Raw genomic sequence first — 17739 nt, 5'->3', positions numbered from 1 at the left:
CCTCGCTTGTCACAGTGGTGGCCACAGTGGGTTCCCTCACATCCGGAAGACGCCGAAGCCGCCGCGCGCGCCCTCGTAGGGGGCGGTGTGGAGGGCGGACAGGCACAGGCCGAGGACGGTGCGGGTGTCGCGCGGGTCGATGACGCCGTCGTCGTAGAGCCGCCCGGAGAGGAACTTGGGCAGCGACTCGGACTCGATCTGCTGCTCCACCATGGCGCGCAGGGCGGCGTCGCCCTCGTCGTCGTACGGCTGTCCCTTCGCGGCGGCGGACTGGCGGGCGACGATGGAGAGGACGCCGGCGAGCTGCTGCGGCCCCATGACGGCGGACTTGGCGCTGGGCCAGGCGAAGAGGAAACGCGGGTCGTAGGCGCGGCCGCACATGCCGTAGTGGCCGGCGCCGTAGGAGGCGCCCATGAGGACGGACAGGTGCGGGACGCGGGAGTTGGAGACCGCGTTGATCATCATGGCGCCGTGCTTGATGATGCCGCCCTGCTCGTACTCCCTGCCGACCATGTAGCCGGTGGTGTTGTGCAGGAAGAGGAGCGGGATGTCGCGCTGGTTGGCGAGCTGGATGAACTGGGCGGCCTTCTGTGACTCCTCGCTGAACAGCACCCCTCGGGCGTTGGCGAGGATGCCGACCGGATAGCCGTGCAGGCTCGCCCAGCCGGTGGTCAGGCTCGTCCCGTACAGCGGCTTGAACTCGTCGAAGTCGGAGGCGTCGACGATCCGGGCGATGACCTCGCGCGGGTCGAAGGGGGCCTTGAGGTCGCCGGGGACGATGCCGAGGAGTTCCTCCGGGTCGTACTTGGGCGGCTCGGCCGGTGCCGGATCGGCGTACGCCTTGCGGTGGTTGAGGCGGGCGACGACGCGGCGGGCCTGACGGAGGGCGTCGGGCTCGTCCAGGGCGAAGTGGTCGGCGAGGCCCGAGGTGCGGGCGTGCATCTCGGCGCCGCCCAGCGACTCGTCGTCGCTCTCCTCGCCGGTGGCCATCTTGACCAGGGGCGGCCCGCCGAGGAACACCTTGGCGCGCTCCTTGACCATGATGACGTGGTCGGACATGCCGGGGATGTAGGCGCCCCCGGCCGTCGAGTTGCCGAAGACGACGGCGATCGTCGGGATGCCGGCCGCCGACAGCCGGGTGAGGTCCCGGAAGATCGCGCCGCCGGGGATGAAGATCTCCTTCTGGGAGGGCAGGTCGGCGCCGCCGGACTCCACCAGGCTGATGCAGGGCAGCCGGTTGGCGAGCGCGATGTCGTTGGCGCGCAGGGCCTTCTTCAGCGACCAGGGGTTGCTGGCGCCGCCGCGCACGGTGGGGTCGTTGGCGGTGATCAGGCACTCGACGCCCTCGACGACGCCGATGCCGGTGACGAGGGAGGCGCCGACCGTGTACTCGCTCCCCCAGGCGGCCAGCGGGGACAGCTCCAGGAAGGGCGTGTCGGGGTCGAGGAGCAGCTCGATGCGCTCGCGGGCGAGGAGCTTGCCGCGCCCCCGGTGCCGGGCCACGTACTTCTCGCCGCCGCCCGCCAGCGCCTTGGCGTGTTCGGCGTCCAGGTCGGCGAGTTTCGCGAGCATGGCCTCGCGGTGCGCGCGGTGGTCGGGGGCGGCGGGGTCGAGGGCGGAGGCGAGGACGGTCACGGCAGGACCTCCGGGGGATACGGCGGGACGGCGGTCACAGCAGGGCCTCCGGGATGTCCAGGTGGCGGGCGCGCAGCCATTCGCCGAGGGCCTTGGCCTGCGGGTCGAAACGGTGCTGGGCGGCGACGCCCTCGCCGAGGATGCCCTCGACGACGAAGTTGAGGGCGCGCAGGTTGGGCAGCGGGTGCCGGGTGACGGGCAGGTCGCGGGTCTCGGGGAGCAGCTCCCGGAAGCGGTCGGCGGTGAGTTCGTGGGCGAGCCAGCGCCAGGCGTCGTCGGTGCGCGCCCAGACGCCGACGTTGGCGTTCCCGCCCTTGTCGCCGCTGCGGGCGCCGGCGACGAGGCCGAGGGGGGCGCTGCGGACGGGACCCGGTGGGAGCGGCCGCGGCGGGGGCGGTTCCGCCACGTCCGTCAGTACGGCGGTGTCCTGGGCGCCCGGCACGGGGACCCGGCGCCCGTCGTGGAGGACCGCCACGTGATCGACCGTGCTCCGTGGGACGTGGGTGGCCTCGAAGACCCCGTAGGGCGCGCCCTTCCCTGGGGGCGCCAGCACGTGGAAGCCGGGGTAGCTGGCGAGGGCCAGTTCGACGGCGGCGCCGCTCAGCGCCCGCCCCACGACCTGCTGGTCGGCGTCCCGGACGACGAGCCGGAGCAGGGCGCTGGCGCTCTCCTCGGTCGGCGCGTCGGGCCGGTCGGTGCGGACCAGCTCCCAGCGGACGTCGGCGGCCTTGCCGAGCGAGGGCTCCAACTGGGCGCGCACCAAGGCCGCCTTGGCCTCGACGTCGAGGCCGGTGAGCACGAACGTGACCTCGTTGCGGAAGCCGCCGAGGCGGTTGAGGCCGACCTTGAGGGTGGGCGGCGGCGCCTCGCCCCGCACCCCCGCGACGCGGACGCGGTCGGGGCCGTCCTGGGTGAGCCGTACGGTGTCCAGGCGGGCGGTGACGTCGGGTCCCGCGTACCGGGCGGCGCCCGTCTCGTACAGCAGTTGGGCGGTGACGGTGCCGGTGTCGACGAAGCCGCCGGTGCCGTCGTGCTTGGTGATGACCGAGGTGCCGTCGGCGTGGATCTCGGCGAGCGGGAAGCCGGGCCGCCGTACGTCGCCGTCCTGGAAGAACGCGTAGTTGCCGCCGGTCGTCTGCGCCCCGCACTCCAGCAGGTGCCCGGCGACGACCGCGCCCGCGAGCCGGTCCCACTCCGTGGGGGCCCAGCCGAAGTGCGCGGCGGCGGGCCCGGTGACCAGGGCGGCGTCGGTGACGCGCCCGGTGACGACGACGTCGGCGCCCGCGCGCAGGCACTCCGCGATGCCGAAGCCGCCGAGGTAGGCGTGCGCGGCCAGGGCCCCCGGGTGGGCGGCGGTGAGGTCGTCGCCCTCGACGTGCGCGACCCGTACGGGGATGCCGAGGCCGTCGGCGAGGGTGCGGACGGCGTCGGCGAGTCCGGCGGGGTTGAGTCCGCCGGCGTTGCTGACGATCCTGACGCCCCGGTCGTGGGCGAGCCCGAGGCACTCCTCCAGTTGGCGCAGGAAGGTGCGGGCGTACCCGGCGTCCGGGTTCTTGAGCCGGTCGCGGCCCAGGATGAGCATGGTCAGCTCGGCGAGGTAGTCGCCGGTGAGGACGTCGAGGGGGCCGTCGGTGAGCATCTCGCGCATGGCGTCGAAGCGGTCGCCGTAGAAGCCGGAGGCGTTGCCGACGCGCAGCACGCTCACTGTGCCGCCCCCTTCGCCCCCTTGGGCCGCCGCCCGGCTCCCGGTGGCCCGGCGAAGGCCTGGGCGATGTCCAGCCATCGGTCGGCGTCCGGGCCGTCGGCGGTGAGGGCGAGGTCGGCGCGGTGGGCGCGCTGGGTGGCGAGCAGGCAGAAGTCGAGCGCGGGGCCGGTGACGCGCTGCGGGGCGTCCTCGGGGCCGTACGCCCAGAGATCGCCGCCCGGGCCGGTGAGTTCGACGCGGAACTGCTCGGCGGGCGGGGTGAGTCCGTGGGCGGCGTAGGCGAAGTCCCGGGCGCGGACGCCGATACGGGCGATGTGCCGGAGGCGGTCGGAGGGCGGTCGCACGACGCCGATCGCGTCCGCGATGTCCAGGCCGTGCGCCCAGGTCTCCATCAGGCGGGCGGTGGCCATGGAGGCGGCGGCCATGGGCGGGCCGTACCAGGGGAAGCGGGCGCCGGGTGCGGCGGCGCGCAGTGCCTCGTCGAGAGCGGTCCGGCCGCCCCGCCACACGGCCAGCAACTCGTCCGGATCCTGCCGCGCGCCCTCCTCGGCACCGTCGTCGACGTACCGGTCGGGCGCGGCGAGGGCCTGCTCCACCAGTCCCCGGAAGCCGTCCTCATCGGTGACGGCGAGCAGGGCGGCGCGGTCGGTCCAGGCCAGATGCGCGATCTGGTGCGCGACCGTCCAGCCGGGCGCCGGGCTGGCGATCCGCCACTCACCGGGCCCCAACCGGGCCACCAGCGCGTCGAGTTCCTCACTCTCCTCGCGCAGATCGTCGATCACGGGCGTCGGGTCGGACACGATCGCTCCCCTCGGGCACGGTGGTGTGCGGCGTGGTGTGGGGGGAGCATGGCAGGGGCCGGATTAACAATCAAGCGCGCTTGCATGATTTTTCGGCAGTGGGACGCCCCTGTGGCGAGGGGCGTCAGCCCTTCTCCGGCCTTCTCCGTGCGGTGCCCGTACGTCAGTCCGCGCGCCAGACCGTCATGTCCGCGGTGACGAAGCCGCTGTCCGGCATCGCCGTCGACTTCACCTGGACGACGAGCAGCACGATGTCTCCGTTGCGGTGCTTGACGCAGATCTCGCTTCCGGCCGCGGCGGCGGCCAGTGGGAGACGGTGGCCGTTGGTGTCGGCCTCGTCGGCGAGTCGGGCGCGGCAGTCCTCGTACGTGGCGCCCGGATCGCCGTACAGCAGGCTGAAGACGCTGGTGTCACTCTCCAGGGCGCAGCTGGTCTGCCTGCAGGCGAAGCGGATGTCCTCCTTGCGATCGTCGCTCGTCGTCCCGGTACCGATGCTGAGCGAGTTCTTGCCGTCCAGCCACTGAGGCCCGTAGGCGTGGGCCCTGGGCACCGCGGGATCGGCCGTGGGGCCGTCGGCCGCCGCTCCCTGCCCGTCGGACGCGGCAGCCCCCGGACCGGTCGTCTCCGCGTCCGCCGATCCGGACGCCGCGCCCCCGGCCTTCGCCGCCTCCTCCCCCGTGCCGGGTGTCCCGGAGGCGGACGCCGTCGTGTCCCGGGCGCGGTCCCGGACGGCGTCCCACGCCCCGTCGAGGACGGTGTACGCCGCCGTGGCCATGAGCCCGACCGCGGCCAGCCCGGCGGCCGCGATCAGGCCGGCGCGCCTCCTGCGGCGCCTCTGCTCCTCCGGCCCGGCCTGCCGTCGCATCGCGCTCGTGCCGTACGGGCCGGCGGGAAGGTGCCCGGGGCCGGGCCACTGTGCCGCGTTCGGCCACTGCGCGGCCGCATGCCGCTGCGCGGCAACCGTCGGCTGCGGCGCGGTCCAGGGACCCGTGTACTCCGCGGTGGGCGCCGCCGCCGGAACCGGCACGGGAGGAGGCACGGTCACCTCCGACCCGGCGACCTCGCGCCAGACGGCCGGCCCCACCCCTGCCTCGGCGTCCCGCCCCAGCTCGCGCCGGCACCACTCGACGACCTCCGCCGCGGTGGCCCGCTCCCCGGGGTCGGCGGCCATGCAGCGGGCCATCAGCGGGCGGAGCTGCTGGGGCAGCCCGGACAGGTCGGGCTCGGAGTGGACGATCCGGTACAGCACGCTGACCGCGGGCCCGTCCCCGTAGAGCGGTTCTCCCAGTGCGGCGAACGCGGCGGTCTGGCCGAGCGAGAAGATGTCGGTCGCCGCCGTGACGTCCCGCCCGGACGCCTGCTCGGGTGCCATGTACTGAGGCGTGCCCATGGTGGTGCCCGTGGCGGTGTGCGCGGTGCTGTCGGCGGCGACCGAGATGCCGAAGTCGATGACGCGGGGGCCGTCCGAGGCGAGCAGCACGTTCGACGGCTTCAGGTCCCGGTGCACGATGCCCGCACCGTGGACGGCCTGCAGCGCCTCGGCGACCCCCGCCATCAGCCACAGCACCGCCGGCACCGGCAGCGGCCCGCTACGGGCGACGACGTCCGACAGCGCCGGGCCCGGCACGTACAGCGTGGCCATCCACGGCGTGGTGCCGCCCGCGTCGGCGTCGATCACCTCGGCGGTGTAGGCACCCTTCACCTTCCGGGCCGACGTGATCTCGCGGCCGAAACGCCGCCGGAAGGCCGGATCGTCGGCCAGTTCGGACCGGACGACTTTGATGGCCACCGGGCGGCCGCCCCGGGTGTGCGAAAGGTAGACCCGGCCCATGCCGCCCGCTCCGAGCCGGGCGGCGAGCCGGTAACCGCCCACCACGCGCGGGTCGTCGTGCTGCAAGGGCTGGAAGACCTCGGCCGTGTGATTCATCGGTTTCCTCCCCATGATCCCGATGAGATGACCAGGTCCGCAGCCTATGTGCTGCCGCTGCCGACGGGTGCGCCCGGGGGACAGGGTCGGGTCGCGGTACTGGGGATCGCATGGCCTCGCGACACGCCCTACGCGCTCCTGCGGTCACCGCGTCACGCGGTGGCCGGCGCGGCGAGCTCCACTGAAAACGCGGCCGCATCCGCCCGAGCAATGTGCACGGCAGACACCCGGCTACGGCTACGGCAGATCCGGGACCGCCTTCACCTTCCGCCCGCGCCCCACCTGGGTCCGCACCGCGCCCATGCTGGCCGCGATGACCAGGGCGATGGCCGCGGACTGGGTGGCGGAGAGGGCCTGGTCGAGGATGAGGAAGCCGGCCGTGGCGGCGATGGCGGGTTCCAGGCTCATCAGGATGGCGAAGGTGGGGGCTGGCAGGCGGCGCAGGGCGAGGAGTTCGAGGGTGTAGGGGAGGACCGAGGAGAGCAGGGCGACCCCGGCGCCCAGCGCGATGGTGACCGGGTCCAGGAGCTTGCCGCCCGACTCGGCGATGCCCAGCGGCAGGAACAGCAGCGCGCCGACCGCCATCGCGAGCGCCAGCCCGTCGGCCTGCGGGAAGCGGCGCCCGGTGCGGGCGCTGAAGACGATGTACGCCGCCCACATCGCGCCCGCCCCGAGCGCGAAGGCGGCACCGGCCGGGTCGAGGCTCTCGAAGCCGCCGCCACCGAGGAGGAAGACGCCGGCCAGGGCGAGCGCCGCCCAGACCAGGTTGACCGCGCGGCGGGAGGCGACGACGGACAGTGCGAGCGGGCCGAGCACCTCCAGGGTGACGGCGGGGCCGAGGGGGATGCGGTCGACGGCCTGGTAGAAGAGGCCGTTCATGCCGGCCATGGCGATGCCGAAGACCACGACCGTGCCCCAGTCGGCGCGGGAGTGCCCGCGCAGCCGGGGCCGGCAGATCAGCAGCAGCACGACGGCGGCGACGGCCAGCCGCAGGGTCACCACACCGAGCGCACCGGCCCGGGGCATCAGGGTCACCGCCAGCGCCGCGCCGAACTGCACGGAGAGGCCGCCGGCGAGGACCAGGCCGACCGGGCCGAGGGAACCCCGTCGCCCGCCCGGCGCGGACTGATGGCCGGTGGCGGGCGCCGCCTCCGCGCCGGCCACGGGAGCGGCGGCGGGGGACGGGGTGCTGGGGGTGCTCACGGTGACTCCGGGTCGTTCGGGAGTGGATCTGGGGAGGAGGCTGGACGCTCGACGGTGCATCACACTGTACGTCACGGTGCAGAGCAATGGACTAGGTCAGGCGCATGGCCCCGTCAAGCAACTGTCGCGAGAGGGGAGGGCCGCTGTCAACGGACTTCCGGCATGTGGGCGGACTCGCCCGGAGGGCCTTTTCGGCGAGGGGGTAGCGTCCGCACCGTGAGACGACTCGTTGCCCGCCTCTGGCGCCTGCTGCGCCCGGTTCAGAGCCGTGTGATGTGGCTCCTGCACACCAAGTACGTCGTCGGCGTGACCGGCGTCGTGCGCGACGACGAGGGGCGGGTCCTGCTCCTGAAGCACCGGATGTGGCCGCCGGGCCGCCAGTGGGGTCTGCCGAGCGGCTTCGCGCGCAAGGGCGAGGACTTCCGGGAGACGGTCGTCCGCGAGGTGAAGGAGGAGACCGCCCTCGACGTGGAGGTGGGCCGCCTGGTCATGCTCAACAGCGGCCTGCGCACCCGCCTGGAGGTGGCGTACGAGGCCCGGCTGCTGGGCGGCGAGCTGCGTCTCGACCCCTTCGAGATCCTGGAGGCCCGCTGGTGCCGCCCCGACGAGCTGCCCGAGGACAGCCAGCCGGTGTGCGGTCCGCTGGCGCGGGGCGAGACCACGCCCTGAGGAATCTTCGCGGGCGGTGTCGAAAGCGGGGGCTCCCGATCGACGCACGGGTGAAGGCAGTACACCCCACCCGAGGAGGCACCCTCATGACCGCGACCGTCACAGCGGACCTGGCCATCACCCTCGACGGCTACGTCGCCGGCCCGAACGTCTCCGGCGACAACCCCGGGGGCGACGGCGCCGAGCGCATCTTCGACTGGATCCACACCCTGGCGAGCTGGCGGGAGCGCCAGGGCATGACCGGCGGGGACGAGAACCGCGACTCCGAGCTGGTCCGCGAGTGGTTCGACGCCACCGGGGCCGTGGTGATGGGCCGCACGATGTACGACCTGGGCGAGGAGTTCTGGGGCGACAACCCGCCCTTCCGCACCCCGGTCTTCGTCCTCACCCACCGCCCCCGCCCCACCCTGGTGAAGGAGGGCGGCACCACCTTCCACTTCGTCACCGAGGGCATCCACAGCGCTCTGGAGCGGGCCAGGGCCGCCGCCGGGGACCGGAACGTGGACATCGGGGGCGGCGCGGACACGGTACGGCAGTACCTCGCGGCCGGGCTCGTCGACGAACTCCAGCTCCACGTGGTGCCCGTCCTCCTCGGCGGCGGGCTGCGCCTCTTCGAGGGGCTGGGCGACGCGGGGCGGCGCGACCTCGAACAGCTCGGCGCGGTCGAGACGCCCCTGGCCACGCACCTGAAGTACCGCTTCGTGAAGTGACCGTGCGGGAGGGCCCGCAGGTCAGCCCATGCTCTTGGCGCCGTCCAGGGACTCCCGGATGATGTCGGCGTGGCCGGCGTGCTGGGCGGTCTCGGCGATGACGTGCATCAGCACCCGGCGGGCCGACCAGTGCGCGTCGGCCTCGAACCAGGGGGCCTTCGGCAGCGGCTGCGTGGCCCCCAGGTCGGGCAGGGTGGCGACCAGCTCGTCGGTCCTGCGGGCGGTCTCGGCGTAGTCGGCCAGCACACCGGCCAGCGTGTCGTTGGGCAGCATCCGGAACTCGTCGGCCCGCTGGGCCCAGTCGGCCTCGGTCATGGACGTGAAGTCCCCCATCGCGGACGGGCCTTCCAGGATGAAGTCCGCCCAGCCCCGCTCCACCGAGGTCACGTGCTTGATCAGACCGCCGAGGCACAGCTCACTGGCGGTGGTCCGCAGGCCGGCCTGCTCGTCGGTGAGGTCACGGGTGGTAAAGCGGAGGAAGTGCCGGTGCTTGGCCAGCATCTCCAGCAGATCGGCGCGCTCGCCGGTGGCGGCCGCGTCGTGGGTGGTCGGGGCGCCGGTGAGGGTCTCTTCGAAGGGCATGGTCCGTCTCCGTCTTCCGGTGTTCCTGCTCCGTCGGTGAGACCACGCTACGAGGCATGTAGGTCGGATCAGGTCCTAGATCGTGGGCGCCGGGACGGACGACCTGATGGCCTAGCGGGCGATCCCCGCACCCCCCATCAGCAGGCCCAGCCCCTCCGTGTCGTCGAAGGTGTCCGCGGACAGCCGGACCACGCCCTCGGTCGCGGGTCCCTCGGCCGTACCGGGGAGCACCCACGCGGCGCCGTCGATCGTGTCACTGCCCGGAGCGGTCACCACGAGGTCCGCGTGGCCGTCGCCGTCCAGGTCGGTGAGGCCGAGGGAGGTGCCGAAGTCGGCCCTGCCGTCCGGGTCGGTGCCGAAGCCGGAGCCGTCGAAGAGGCGGGCGCCGGCGCCGCCGAGTCCGTCCGGCCCGCCTGCCAGGAAAAGCACCTGCTCGGGGCCGGGCTTCCCGTAGATGTCCCACCGGGGCGCGCCGGCGACCACGTCCGCGTACCCGTCGCCGTTGACGTCGCCGACGTCGAGGGGGGCGAGGGCGGCGTCCTCGTCCTGGGGCTCCTCGCCGGGCACGCCCGGGGTGTCGCGGTCGACGGTCGTCGTCCGCCCGCCCGGCCCGGACTCCGAGCCGTACACGACCGTCACCGAGCTGCGGCTCGCGTCGCCTCCCCGGGGGGTGAGGACGAGGTCGCCGAAGCCGTCGCCGTCCACGTCGCCGACGGCACCCGTCCCGGCGTCGGGGAGGCGGACGCCCCGCGGCTGCGTGAAGCCGTCCCGGCCGCCGTGCAGGTAGCTCACGGGTCTGACCTGCTCGGACCAGGGGCCCTCGGGGTCCGGATCGGCGTTGTGGAAGCTCACCAGGTCGTCGATGCCGTCGCCGTCGAGGTCGCCGGCCACGAGGTCGCCGTAGTTGGCGTTGCCGACCTCCGGCGCGGGCCTGCGCGGGGCGGGGACGCGGTCCGTCCCGGCCGGGGTGCCGTCGCGCCGGAAGGGGCCCTTGAGCAGGCCCTTGTCGGAACCTAGCCCGAAGACCAGGTCGGGATGCCGGTCCCCGTCGAAGTCACCGGCGGCGAGCTGCTCGTCCAGGAGGGGGTCGTTGTCCCAGGCGACGTGGGTGCTGTCGGTGCCGGGCACGCGCGTGGCGCCGGCCAGCCCGTCCGCCGACCCCCACGCGATGATCACGCTCGGCTTCCAGTCGAAGACGGCGGTGGCGAGGTCGGTGTACCCGTCTCCGTCGAAGTCCCGCGCCACGACGTCCGTCCCGAAGAACGCCTCGTCGCGGTTGTTTCCGGGTATCCCGGGGTCGTCCTGCGTGAGGTACTGGCAGCGCCCGACCCGGGTCCCGTCCCCCGCCCCGTAGGCGACCTCGATGCTCCCGCCGCCGCTCCCGCCCTCGACACTGCCGCCGGAGCCGAGGGCGAGGTCGGGGTTGCCGTCTCCGTCGAAGTCGGCCGGGGGCACGGTGTCCTTCGGGGCGGTGTCCTTGGGGGCGGGGCGCTTCGTGGCGGGCGCGGTGCTCTCCGACGCGGGCCGTCCCGACGCGGCCGCGGTGGCGGGCGCGGCGCCCTCCCCCGAGGTCCGGCACGCGTACGGCGCGGCGACGCCCGCCGGCTCCCCGCCGACGACCAGCACGCCCACGACCACTCCCACCGCGACGGCACCGGCGACACCGCCGATCAGCCACGTCCGCCTGCCGACGCGCCGCCGCGGGGTGCCGTCCTGATCATCCGAACCGTCCATACGGATGATCACGCACCCGCGGCCGCACGCGGTTCCGATCACCCGCCGGGTGGCGGACCGAGGCCCCGCGCCGTCACTCCTCTCCCAGCCCCTCCGCCAGCACCTCCGCCAGATGCCGCCCCCGCACCCCCGCCAACTGCTCCAACTGCGTCCGGCACGAGAAGCCGTCCGCCAGGACCACCGCGTCCTGGGGGGCCTGCCGCACCGCCGGCAGCAACTGGTCCTCCGCGCAGGCGGCCGAGACCTCGTAGTGGCCCTTCTCGAAGCCGAAGTTGCCCGCGAGGCCGCAGCAGCCGCCGGTCAGCTCGCCGGTCAGGCCCGCTGCCTCGCGAAGACGGCGGTCGGGGGCGTCGCCCAGGACCGCGTGCTGGTGGCAGTGGGTCTGGCCGGTGACCGGGCGGTCCACGGCAGGCGGGGTCCAGTGGGGGGCGTGGCGTTCCAGGGCCTCCGCGAAGGTCAGTACACGGGCGGCGAGCCGAGCCGCCCGGGGGTCTTCGTGGAGCAGTTCCGGGAGGTCCGTGCGCAGGGCGGCGGCGCAGCTCGGTTCCAGGACGACGACCGGTGCCGACGTCTCCAGTACCGGGGCCATCAGGTCCAGCGTGCGTCGCATCACCGCGCGGGCCTGGTCCAGTTGGCCCGTCGACACGTAGGTCAGGCCGCAGCAGACCCGGCCCCGGCGGGTCGACAACAGCGCCGCCGTCGACTTGGACGTGCCGTCGCCCACCGGGCCGCGTCCCCGGAGCGTCGGCGGCAGCGCCACCCGCAGTCCCGCCGCCTCCAGCACCCGTACGGCCGCCCGGCCCACGGACGGTGACAGGTGCTCGGTGAAGGTGTCGGGCCAGAGGACCACCAGATCGCCGGAGCGGGCCGGAACCGCAGGACGCCTGCGCCACCAGCGGGTGAACGGCTCCCGGGCCAGGCGGGGCAGCTCACGCTCCCCCGCGATCCCGCCCAGGCGTTTCGCCACCGCCGCCAACGGGGCAACCGACGCGAGCGCGTTGACGACCGGCGCCACCCGCACCCGTGCCGCCCAGCGCAGCCACACCGGCAGCCTGCCCATCGCGTAGTGGGCGGCGGGGCGGCGGCGCCCCGCGTAGTGGTGGTGCAGGAACTCCGCCTTGTACGTGGCCATGTCGACCTCGACCGGGCAGTCGGAGCGGCAGCCCTTGCAGGACAGGCACAGGTCGAGCGCGTCGCGGACCTCCGTCGACCGCCAGCCGTCCGTCACCAGCTCGCCCGCGAGCATCTCGTGCAGCAGGCGGGCGCGCCCGCGGGTGGAGTGCTCCTCCTCCCCGGTCGCGCGGAAGGACGGGCACATGACGGACGAGCCGGCCGCCGACGTCGTACGGCATTTGGCGACCCCCACGCAGCGCCGTACCGCCGCCGAGAAGTCACCGCCGTCGGACGGGTAGCCGAACGCCACGTCCACCGGCTCGCGCGGCAGGACGGAGAAGCGGAGGTTCGCGTCGAGCGGCGCCGGACGGACCAGCATGCCGGGGTTGAGGAGGTCGTCCGGGTCCCAGACCGCCTTGGCCCGTTCGAAGAGCGCCACCGTCTCCTCCCCGTACATCCGCGGCAGCAGTTCCGCCCGCGCCTGCCCGTCCCCGTGTTCGCCGGAGAGCGAGCCCCCGTGCGCCACGACGACGTCCGCCAGCTCCTCCGAGAAGCGGCGGAAGCGCGCGACGCCCGCGTCCGTCAGCAGGTCGAAGTCGATGCGCACGTGGATGCAGCCGTCGCCGAAGTGGCCGTACGGTGTGCCGCGCAGCCCGTGCGAGGTCAGCAGCGCCCTGAAGTCCCGCAGGTAGGCGCCGAGGCGGGCCGGGGGCACCGCGCAGTCCTCCCAGCCGGGCCACGCCTCCGAACCGTCCGGCATCCGCGTCGCCGTGCCGCTCGCGTCCTCCCGGATGCGCCACAGCACCCGCTGCCCGGCCGGGTCGGTCACCACGCGCGCGTCGACGACGTCCGCCGCCCGCACGAGCGCCTCCGCACGCGTGCGGGCCTCCGCCTCCGAGTCGCCGCCGGTCTCCGCGAACAGCCAGGCCCCGCCCCGCGGCAGCCCCTCCGTGGACGGCACCAGGTCGGCCGCCATGCCCTCCACGGTCAGCGGACCGTACGGCAGCAGCCCGGCCGCCGCCTCCGCCGCGCCGGCCTCGTCGGCGTAGCCCAGCACCGCCAGCGCACGCGCGCGCGGCGCCTCGACCAGTCGTACGGACGCCTCGGTCAGGACGCCCAGCGTGCCCTCGGAGCCGCAGAAGGAGCGGGCGACGTCCGCGCCCCGCTCCGGCAGCAGCGCGTCCAGCGCGTAGCCGGAGATGCGGCGGGGGAGGTCGGGGAAGCCGGTGCGCAGACGTGCCAGGCCGCCGTCCACGAGGTCGCGCAGGCCGTCCGGCGCGCCGGACCACTCCTGCCCGAGCCGGAGCCGCTTCCCGCGCGCGGTGAGCACCGTCAGCTCGCGCACGCTGTCGGCCGTCGTGCCCCACGCCACCGAGTGGGAGCCGCACGAGTTGTTGCCGATCATGCCGCCGAGCGTGCACCGGCTGTGGGTGGAGGGGTCGGGGCCGAAGCGCAGGCCGTGCGGGGCGGCGGCGTCCTGGAGGCGATCGAGGACCAGGCCCGGCTGGACCACGGCCGTCCGAGCCTCCGCGTCGAGGGAGACCAGCCGGTTCATGTGCCGGGTGAAGTCCACCACCACGCCCGCGCCGGTCGCCTGCCCGGCGATCGACGTGCCGCCGCCCCGCGCGACGACCGGCACCCGGTGCTCCCGGCACACCTCCAGCACGGCCGCCACGTCGTCGGCGTCTCTGGGCGCCACCACGCCGAGCGGGACCCTCCGGTAGTTGGACGCGTCCATCGTCGTCAGCGCGCGGGAGGTGACGTCGAACCCGACCTCGCCGCGGACGGCCCTGCGCAGTGCTGCCTCCAGATCGGTCATGTCCTCCAGCATGGGCTCTCGTCGTTCCGTACAGGTCCGCCAGGCGGAGATCTCGTCTCATCGGACGGACATGGCTTCGCCCGGTTTGGCCGACGGGATACCCTCCGGCACGTGGCTGAGATCCAGATTCCTGCTGACATCAAGCCCGCGGACGGTCGATTCGGCGCGGGTCCCTCCAAGGTGCGGGTGGAGGCGCTGGACGCCCTGGCCGCCACCGGTACGTCCCTCCTCGGCACCTCCCACCGACAGGCTCCGGTCAAGAACCTGGTCGGCAAGGTCCGCGAGGGCATCCGCGAGCTGTTCCGGCTCCCCGACGGCTACGAGGTGATCCTCGGCAACGGCGGCTCCACCGCGTTCTGGGACGTCGCGACGCACGGCCTGATCGAGAACCGGTCGCAGCACCTGAGCTTCGGCGAGTTCTCGTCCAAGTTCGCCAAGGCCGCGAAGCTCGCGCCCTGGCTGGCCGAGCCGACCGTCGTCTCCTCCGACCCGGGCACCCACCCCGAGGCGCACGCCGAGGCCGGTGTGGACGTGTACGCGTTCACCCACAACGAGACCTCGACCGGCGTCGCCATGCCCGTCAAGCGGGTCGCCGGAGCCGACGAGGGCTCCCTGGTGCTGGTCGACGCGACGTCCGGCGCCGGCGGTCTGCCGGTCGACATCACCGAGACCGACGTCTACTACTTCGCCCCGCAGAAGTCCTTCGCCTCCGACGGCGGCCTGTGGATCGGCGTCTTCTCCCCGGCCGCGATCGAGCGCGCCGAGCGGATCCACGCGTCCGGCCGCCACGTCCCGGAGTTCTTCTCCCTGCCGACGGCGATCGACAACTCCCGCAAGAACCAGACGTACAACACCCCGGCCCTCGCCACGCTCTTCCTGCTGGGCGAGCAGCTGGACTGGATGAACGGCCAGGGCGGCCTGGACTTCACCACCGGCCGCACCAAGGACTCCTCGACCCGCCTGTACACCTGGGCCGACGAGTCCAAGTACGCCACCCCGTTCGTCTCCGACCCGGCGAAGCGCTCGCAGGTCATCGGCACCATCGACTTCGCCGACGACATCGACGCCGCCGCCGTCGCCAAGGTGCTGCGCGCCAACGGCGTCGTCGACACCGAGCCGTACCGCAAGCTCGGCCGCAACCAGCTGCGCGTGGCGATGTTCCCGGCGATCGACCCGGCGGACGTCGAGGCGCTCACGAAGTGCGTGGACTACGTGATCGACAAGCTGTAACGGCTTCTCGAGCGCGTACGACGACTGAGGGCGCCCGGCGGAACATCCGCCGGGCGCCCTCCGTGCATCCGCACGATCGTGTTGCTGGCCGGAAAGTTGGGGCTGTAAGTGGCCATCGGATGCCCCCAGTAGTCACGGCCCGGGCCCTCACCCAGCCCGATCCCGACCCGCCTCAGGCCAGCCCCGCCCCGATGGCGCGGCGGACCGCGTCGGCGCGGTCGTGGATGTGGGACTTGGCGAACAGGTTGTTGATGTGGGTCTTGACCGTGGCCTCGCTGATGAAGAGCTTCTCGGCGATGCCCCGGTTGGACAGGCCCTGGCCGATCAGGGCGAGGACCTCGCGTTCGCGGGGTGTGAGGTCGTCCGGCAGGGGCTGTCCGGCGGGTCCCGGAGTGGGCGCCTTGGCCCTGGCCGTCGCCAGCAGCCGGTTCTGGACCTCTCGGTCGAGGACGGACTGGCCCGCGCCCGCGGCGCGGATGGCCCGGGTGATGTCCTGCCGTCCCGCGTTCTTGGTGAGGTATCCGCGGGCCCCCGCGCCGAGCGCGCCCAGGATCGACTCGTCGTCGGCGAAGGTGGTCAGGACGACCACCGCCACCTCCGGATGCTCCTCGGTCAGGCGGCGCGTGGCCTCGATGCCGTCCATCACGGGCATGCGCAGGTCCATCAGCACCACGTCGACCGGTCCGGCGGCGACGGCCGCCAGTACTTCGCCGCCGTCCGCGGCCGCCGCGACGACGTCGATGTCCTCGGCCAGCCCGAGCACCGCGGCGAGCGGCTCCCGTACGGCGGCCTGGTCGTCCGCGACGACCACTCTCAACCGCTCCTTGCTCTCGGCCTGTTCACTCATCGTGGTTGCTCACTCATCCTGGAATCACTGCCTTCACCTGCCAGCCGCCCTCGTCCCGTCCCTCGGTGACCGGTCCGGCGGCGACGCTCCCGCCCAGCAGAGCGACCCGTTCACGCATTCCGATCAGGCCCATGCCGCTGCCGGCTCCCGGGGACGCCGTACGGGTGGCACGCCCGTTGCGGATCCGCAGTGTGACCGACGCGGCGGTGAACGTCAGCTCCACGCCGACCCGTCCGCCGGGCGCGTGCCGGGCGGCGTTGGTCAGGGCCTCCTGGGCGATCCTCAGCAGGTTCTGGGTCACCTGGGCCGGCACCTCGCGGACGGTTCCGGTGACCGTGAGGGCGTCGTGGTGGCCCGCCGATTCGACCATCGCGGTCAGGCTCTCCAGCAGCGGCAGCGCGTCCTCACGCAGCGCGTGCACGGTCCACTGGGCCTGCTTCAGGCTCTCCTTGACCAGTCCGTGGGCCTTGTCGTTGGCCTCCCGGACCTTCTCCAGGTCACCGGTGTCGAGCAGGGCGTCGGCCAGTTCCAGCTGCATGTTGATCCCGGCGAGGGAGTGCGCGAGGACGTCGTGCACGTCCCGGGCGATCCGGCCGCGCTCGGTCAGAACGGCGGTCCGGGCCTCCGCTCGGGCGGCGCGTTCCGCCGACTCGGCCGCCGAGAGCGCCGAACGGACGGCCTGGCGCTGACTGCGGTTGATGATGCCGATCACGACCGGGACGCCGGTGGTGAGACCGACCGCCCAGGGCAACTGCTCGTGTCCGGGCCCGAGGTGGAAGTACAGGACACCGGCGCAGAGCAGGGAGCACAGCGCCGCGAGGGTGAGCGCCCGCCCGGTTCCGAGCCGGTATCCGAGGTGCCCGGCGAGGAAGTAGGCGAACAGGTAGCCCGTACCGCCGGCACTGGCACCGATCAGGGCGGCCGCCGCGGCGATGCCGAGCGTGAGCCAGACGAGCGCGGCGCGCGGAGGGACGCGGTGCTCGGGCAGGCCCCGGGCCAGCAGTGCCGCGGAGTTGAGCACGAAGAGTACGGCGACCGCCAGGCCCTGGCCGCTGAGCCCCATGGGCCGGATCGTGAGGGCTCCTACGGCGATGACCGCGAGGGTCAGGCCCCACTGGGCGCGCGGGTCCTGACCGGGGACCGGCACCCGGACCGGCCGCGGTCCCGTCCCCGGGTCCGGGGACGGGGTGCTCTGGGTGGCGGACACGGGCCGAACATAGCGCACGGTCAGGCCGTACCGTCGAGGACGGGCGCGGCCGGGGAGACCGACCCGGCCCGCGCGCGGCTGCGCAGGTAGATCGTGGCCACCCGCGTGACCACCTCGGTGACCGCCATCATCACGAACGCCGTCACCCATGCCTGGTCGCTCGTGATGTGGTGGGCGACGCTGAACCGGGCGACGTCGGCGGCGCCGCCGCCGTGTTCGGCCCAGACCTGGAAGCCCATGCGGGCGCCCATGCCCAGCACCCACAGGATCGCCGACACGGCGCCCGCCTTGATCACGAGGTGTCCGTCGAGTGCCCGGATCCGGGTGTACACGCCGCCCGCGACGCCGAGCGCGGCGCCCACGGCCGTCAGGGCCGCGATCAGCACCAGGTCGTTCCCCGCGGTCGGCACGGAGTCCAGGTACGAGTACGCCACGAAGGCCACGATCCCCAGCGGGATCAGGAAGGTCTTGCGGTCCAGCGGGGCTTCCCGCAGCTGCCGGAAGACGACGAGGACGAGGACGATGTCGGTGATCCACTCGGTCGTTGTCATGCCCTCA

The 17739-nt window shown here is 73.8% G+C and carries 14 protein-coding genes; 3 read left to right on the top strand and 11 right to left on the bottom strand.

What is annotated here, in order from left to right; genetic code table 11:
* Positions 1–36 precede the first annotated feature (36 nt).
* The 5 genes from ACGF3J_RS12845 to ACGF3J_RS12825 all read right to left on the bottom strand — a co-directional run bounded on the left by ACGF3J_RS12845 (position 37) and on the right by ACGF3J_RS12825 (position 7270).
* Entirely contained in the window at positions 37–1635 is a 1599-nt protein-coding gene (locus tag ACGF3J_RS12845) for a carboxyl transferase domain-containing protein (RefSeq protein WP_161331321.1), read from the bottom strand.
* A 34-nt stretch (positions 1636–1669) separates the two neighbouring features.
* Positions 1670–3340 carry an acyclic terpene utilization AtuA family protein gene (locus ACGF3J_RS12840; protein WP_393854120.1) on the bottom strand — a complete coding sequence of 557 codons (1671 nt, stop codon included), beginning with the start codon at positions 3338–3340 and terminating at the stop codon, positions 1670–1672.
* Complete coding sequence (locus tag ACGF3J_RS12835; RefSeq protein ID WP_393854119.1) at positions 3337–4140, bottom strand: TIGR03084 family metal-binding protein; 804 nt, start codon at positions 4138–4140, stop codon at positions 3337–3339. The genes ACGF3J_RS12840 and ACGF3J_RS12835 overlap by 4 nt, the downstream gene beginning before the upstream one ends.
* 163 nt (positions 4141–4303) lie before the next feature.
* Positions 4304–6067 carry a protein kinase gene (locus ACGF3J_RS12830; RefSeq protein ID WP_393854118.1) on the bottom strand — a complete coding sequence of 588 codons (1764 nt, stop codon included), beginning with the start codon at positions 6065–6067 and terminating at the stop codon, positions 4304–4306.
* A 237-nt stretch (positions 6068–6304) separates the two neighbouring features.
* Positions 6305–7270 carry an EamA family transporter gene (locus tag ACGF3J_RS12825; RefSeq protein ID WP_161331325.1) on the bottom strand — a complete coding sequence of 322 codons (966 nt, stop codon included), beginning with the start codon at positions 7268–7270 and terminating at the stop codon, positions 6305–6307.
* A gap of 216 nt (positions 7271–7486) precedes the next feature.
* Between ACGF3J_RS12825 and ACGF3J_RS12820 the strand changes: the two genes are divergently transcribed.
* Entirely contained in the window at positions 7487–7939 is a 453-nt protein-coding gene (locus ACGF3J_RS12820; RefSeq protein ID WP_161331326.1) for an NUDIX domain-containing protein, read from the top strand.
* An 86-nt stretch (positions 7940–8025) separates the two neighbouring features.
* Complete coding sequence (locus ACGF3J_RS12815; RefSeq protein WP_393854117.1) at positions 8026–8649, top strand: dihydrofolate reductase family protein; 624 nt, start codon at positions 8026–8028, stop codon at positions 8647–8649.
* A gap of 21 nt (positions 8650–8670) precedes the next feature.
* Here ACGF3J_RS12815 and ACGF3J_RS12810 read toward each other — a convergent pair whose 3' ends face one another.
* The 3 genes from ACGF3J_RS12810 to ACGF3J_RS12800 all read right to left on the bottom strand — a co-directional run bounded on the left by ACGF3J_RS12810 (position 8671) and on the right by ACGF3J_RS12800 (position 13897).
* Positions 8671–9231 (bottom strand): DinB family protein, encoded by a 561-nt coding sequence (locus ACGF3J_RS12810; RefSeq protein WP_393854116.1) that lies wholly within the window; start codon positions 9229–9231, stop codon positions 8671–8673.
* Positions 9232–9342: 111 nt separating this feature from the next.
* The gene (locus ACGF3J_RS12805) at positions 9343–10965 is read right to left on the bottom strand and encodes a VCBS repeat-containing protein (protein WP_393854115.1); all 1623 of its coding nucleotides are present in this window, start codon (positions 10963–10965) and stop codon (positions 9343–9345) included.
* Positions 10966–11038: 73 nt separating this feature from the next.
* The gene (locus tag ACGF3J_RS12800) at positions 11039–13897 is read right to left on the bottom strand and encodes an FAD-binding and (Fe-S)-binding domain-containing protein (protein WP_393854114.1); all 2859 of its coding nucleotides are present in this window, start codon (positions 13895–13897) and stop codon (positions 11039–11041) included.
* A gap of 111 nt (positions 13898–14008) precedes the next feature.
* On the opposite strand from ACGF3J_RS12800, the gene serC reads away from it, so the two are divergent.
* Positions 14009–15127, top strand: a complete 1119-nt coding sequence (serC, locus tag ACGF3J_RS12795) for a phosphoserine transaminase (RefSeq protein WP_393854113.1) — start codon at positions 14009–14011, stop codon at positions 15125–15127.
* A gap of 172 nt (positions 15128–15299) precedes the next feature.
* On the opposite strand, the gene ACGF3J_RS12790 is transcribed toward serC, so the two are convergent.
* From ACGF3J_RS12790 to ACGF3J_RS12780, 3 genes are read right to left on the bottom strand one after another with little or no spacing between them, the layout of a single operon-like run.
* Entirely contained in the window at positions 15300–15974 is a 675-nt protein-coding gene (locus ACGF3J_RS12790; RefSeq protein WP_161331330.1) for a response regulator transcription factor, read from the bottom strand.
* A 13-nt stretch (positions 15975–15987) separates the two neighbouring features.
* Positions 15988–17199: a histidine kinase gene (locus ACGF3J_RS12785; protein WP_161331331.1), complete on the bottom strand. Its 1212-nt coding sequence runs from the start codon at positions 17197–17199 to the stop codon at positions 15988–15990.
* A 2-nt stretch (positions 17200–17201) separates the two neighbouring features.
* Positions 17202–17732, bottom strand: coding sequence for a hypothetical protein (locus ACGF3J_RS12780; protein ID WP_161331332.1), 531 nt, complete (start codon positions 17730–17732; stop codon positions 17202–17204).
* Between the last annotated feature and the right edge of the window lie 7 nt (positions 17733–17739).

The sequence above is a fragment of the Streptomyces sp. NPDC048171 genome, assembly GCF_043202655.1.
GTDB lineage: Bacteria > Actinomycetota > Actinomycetes > Streptomycetales > Streptomycetaceae > Streptomyces.
Note: the sequence above shows the minus strand (reverse complement) of the source record. Positions and strands in the feature narration are given on the sequence as shown.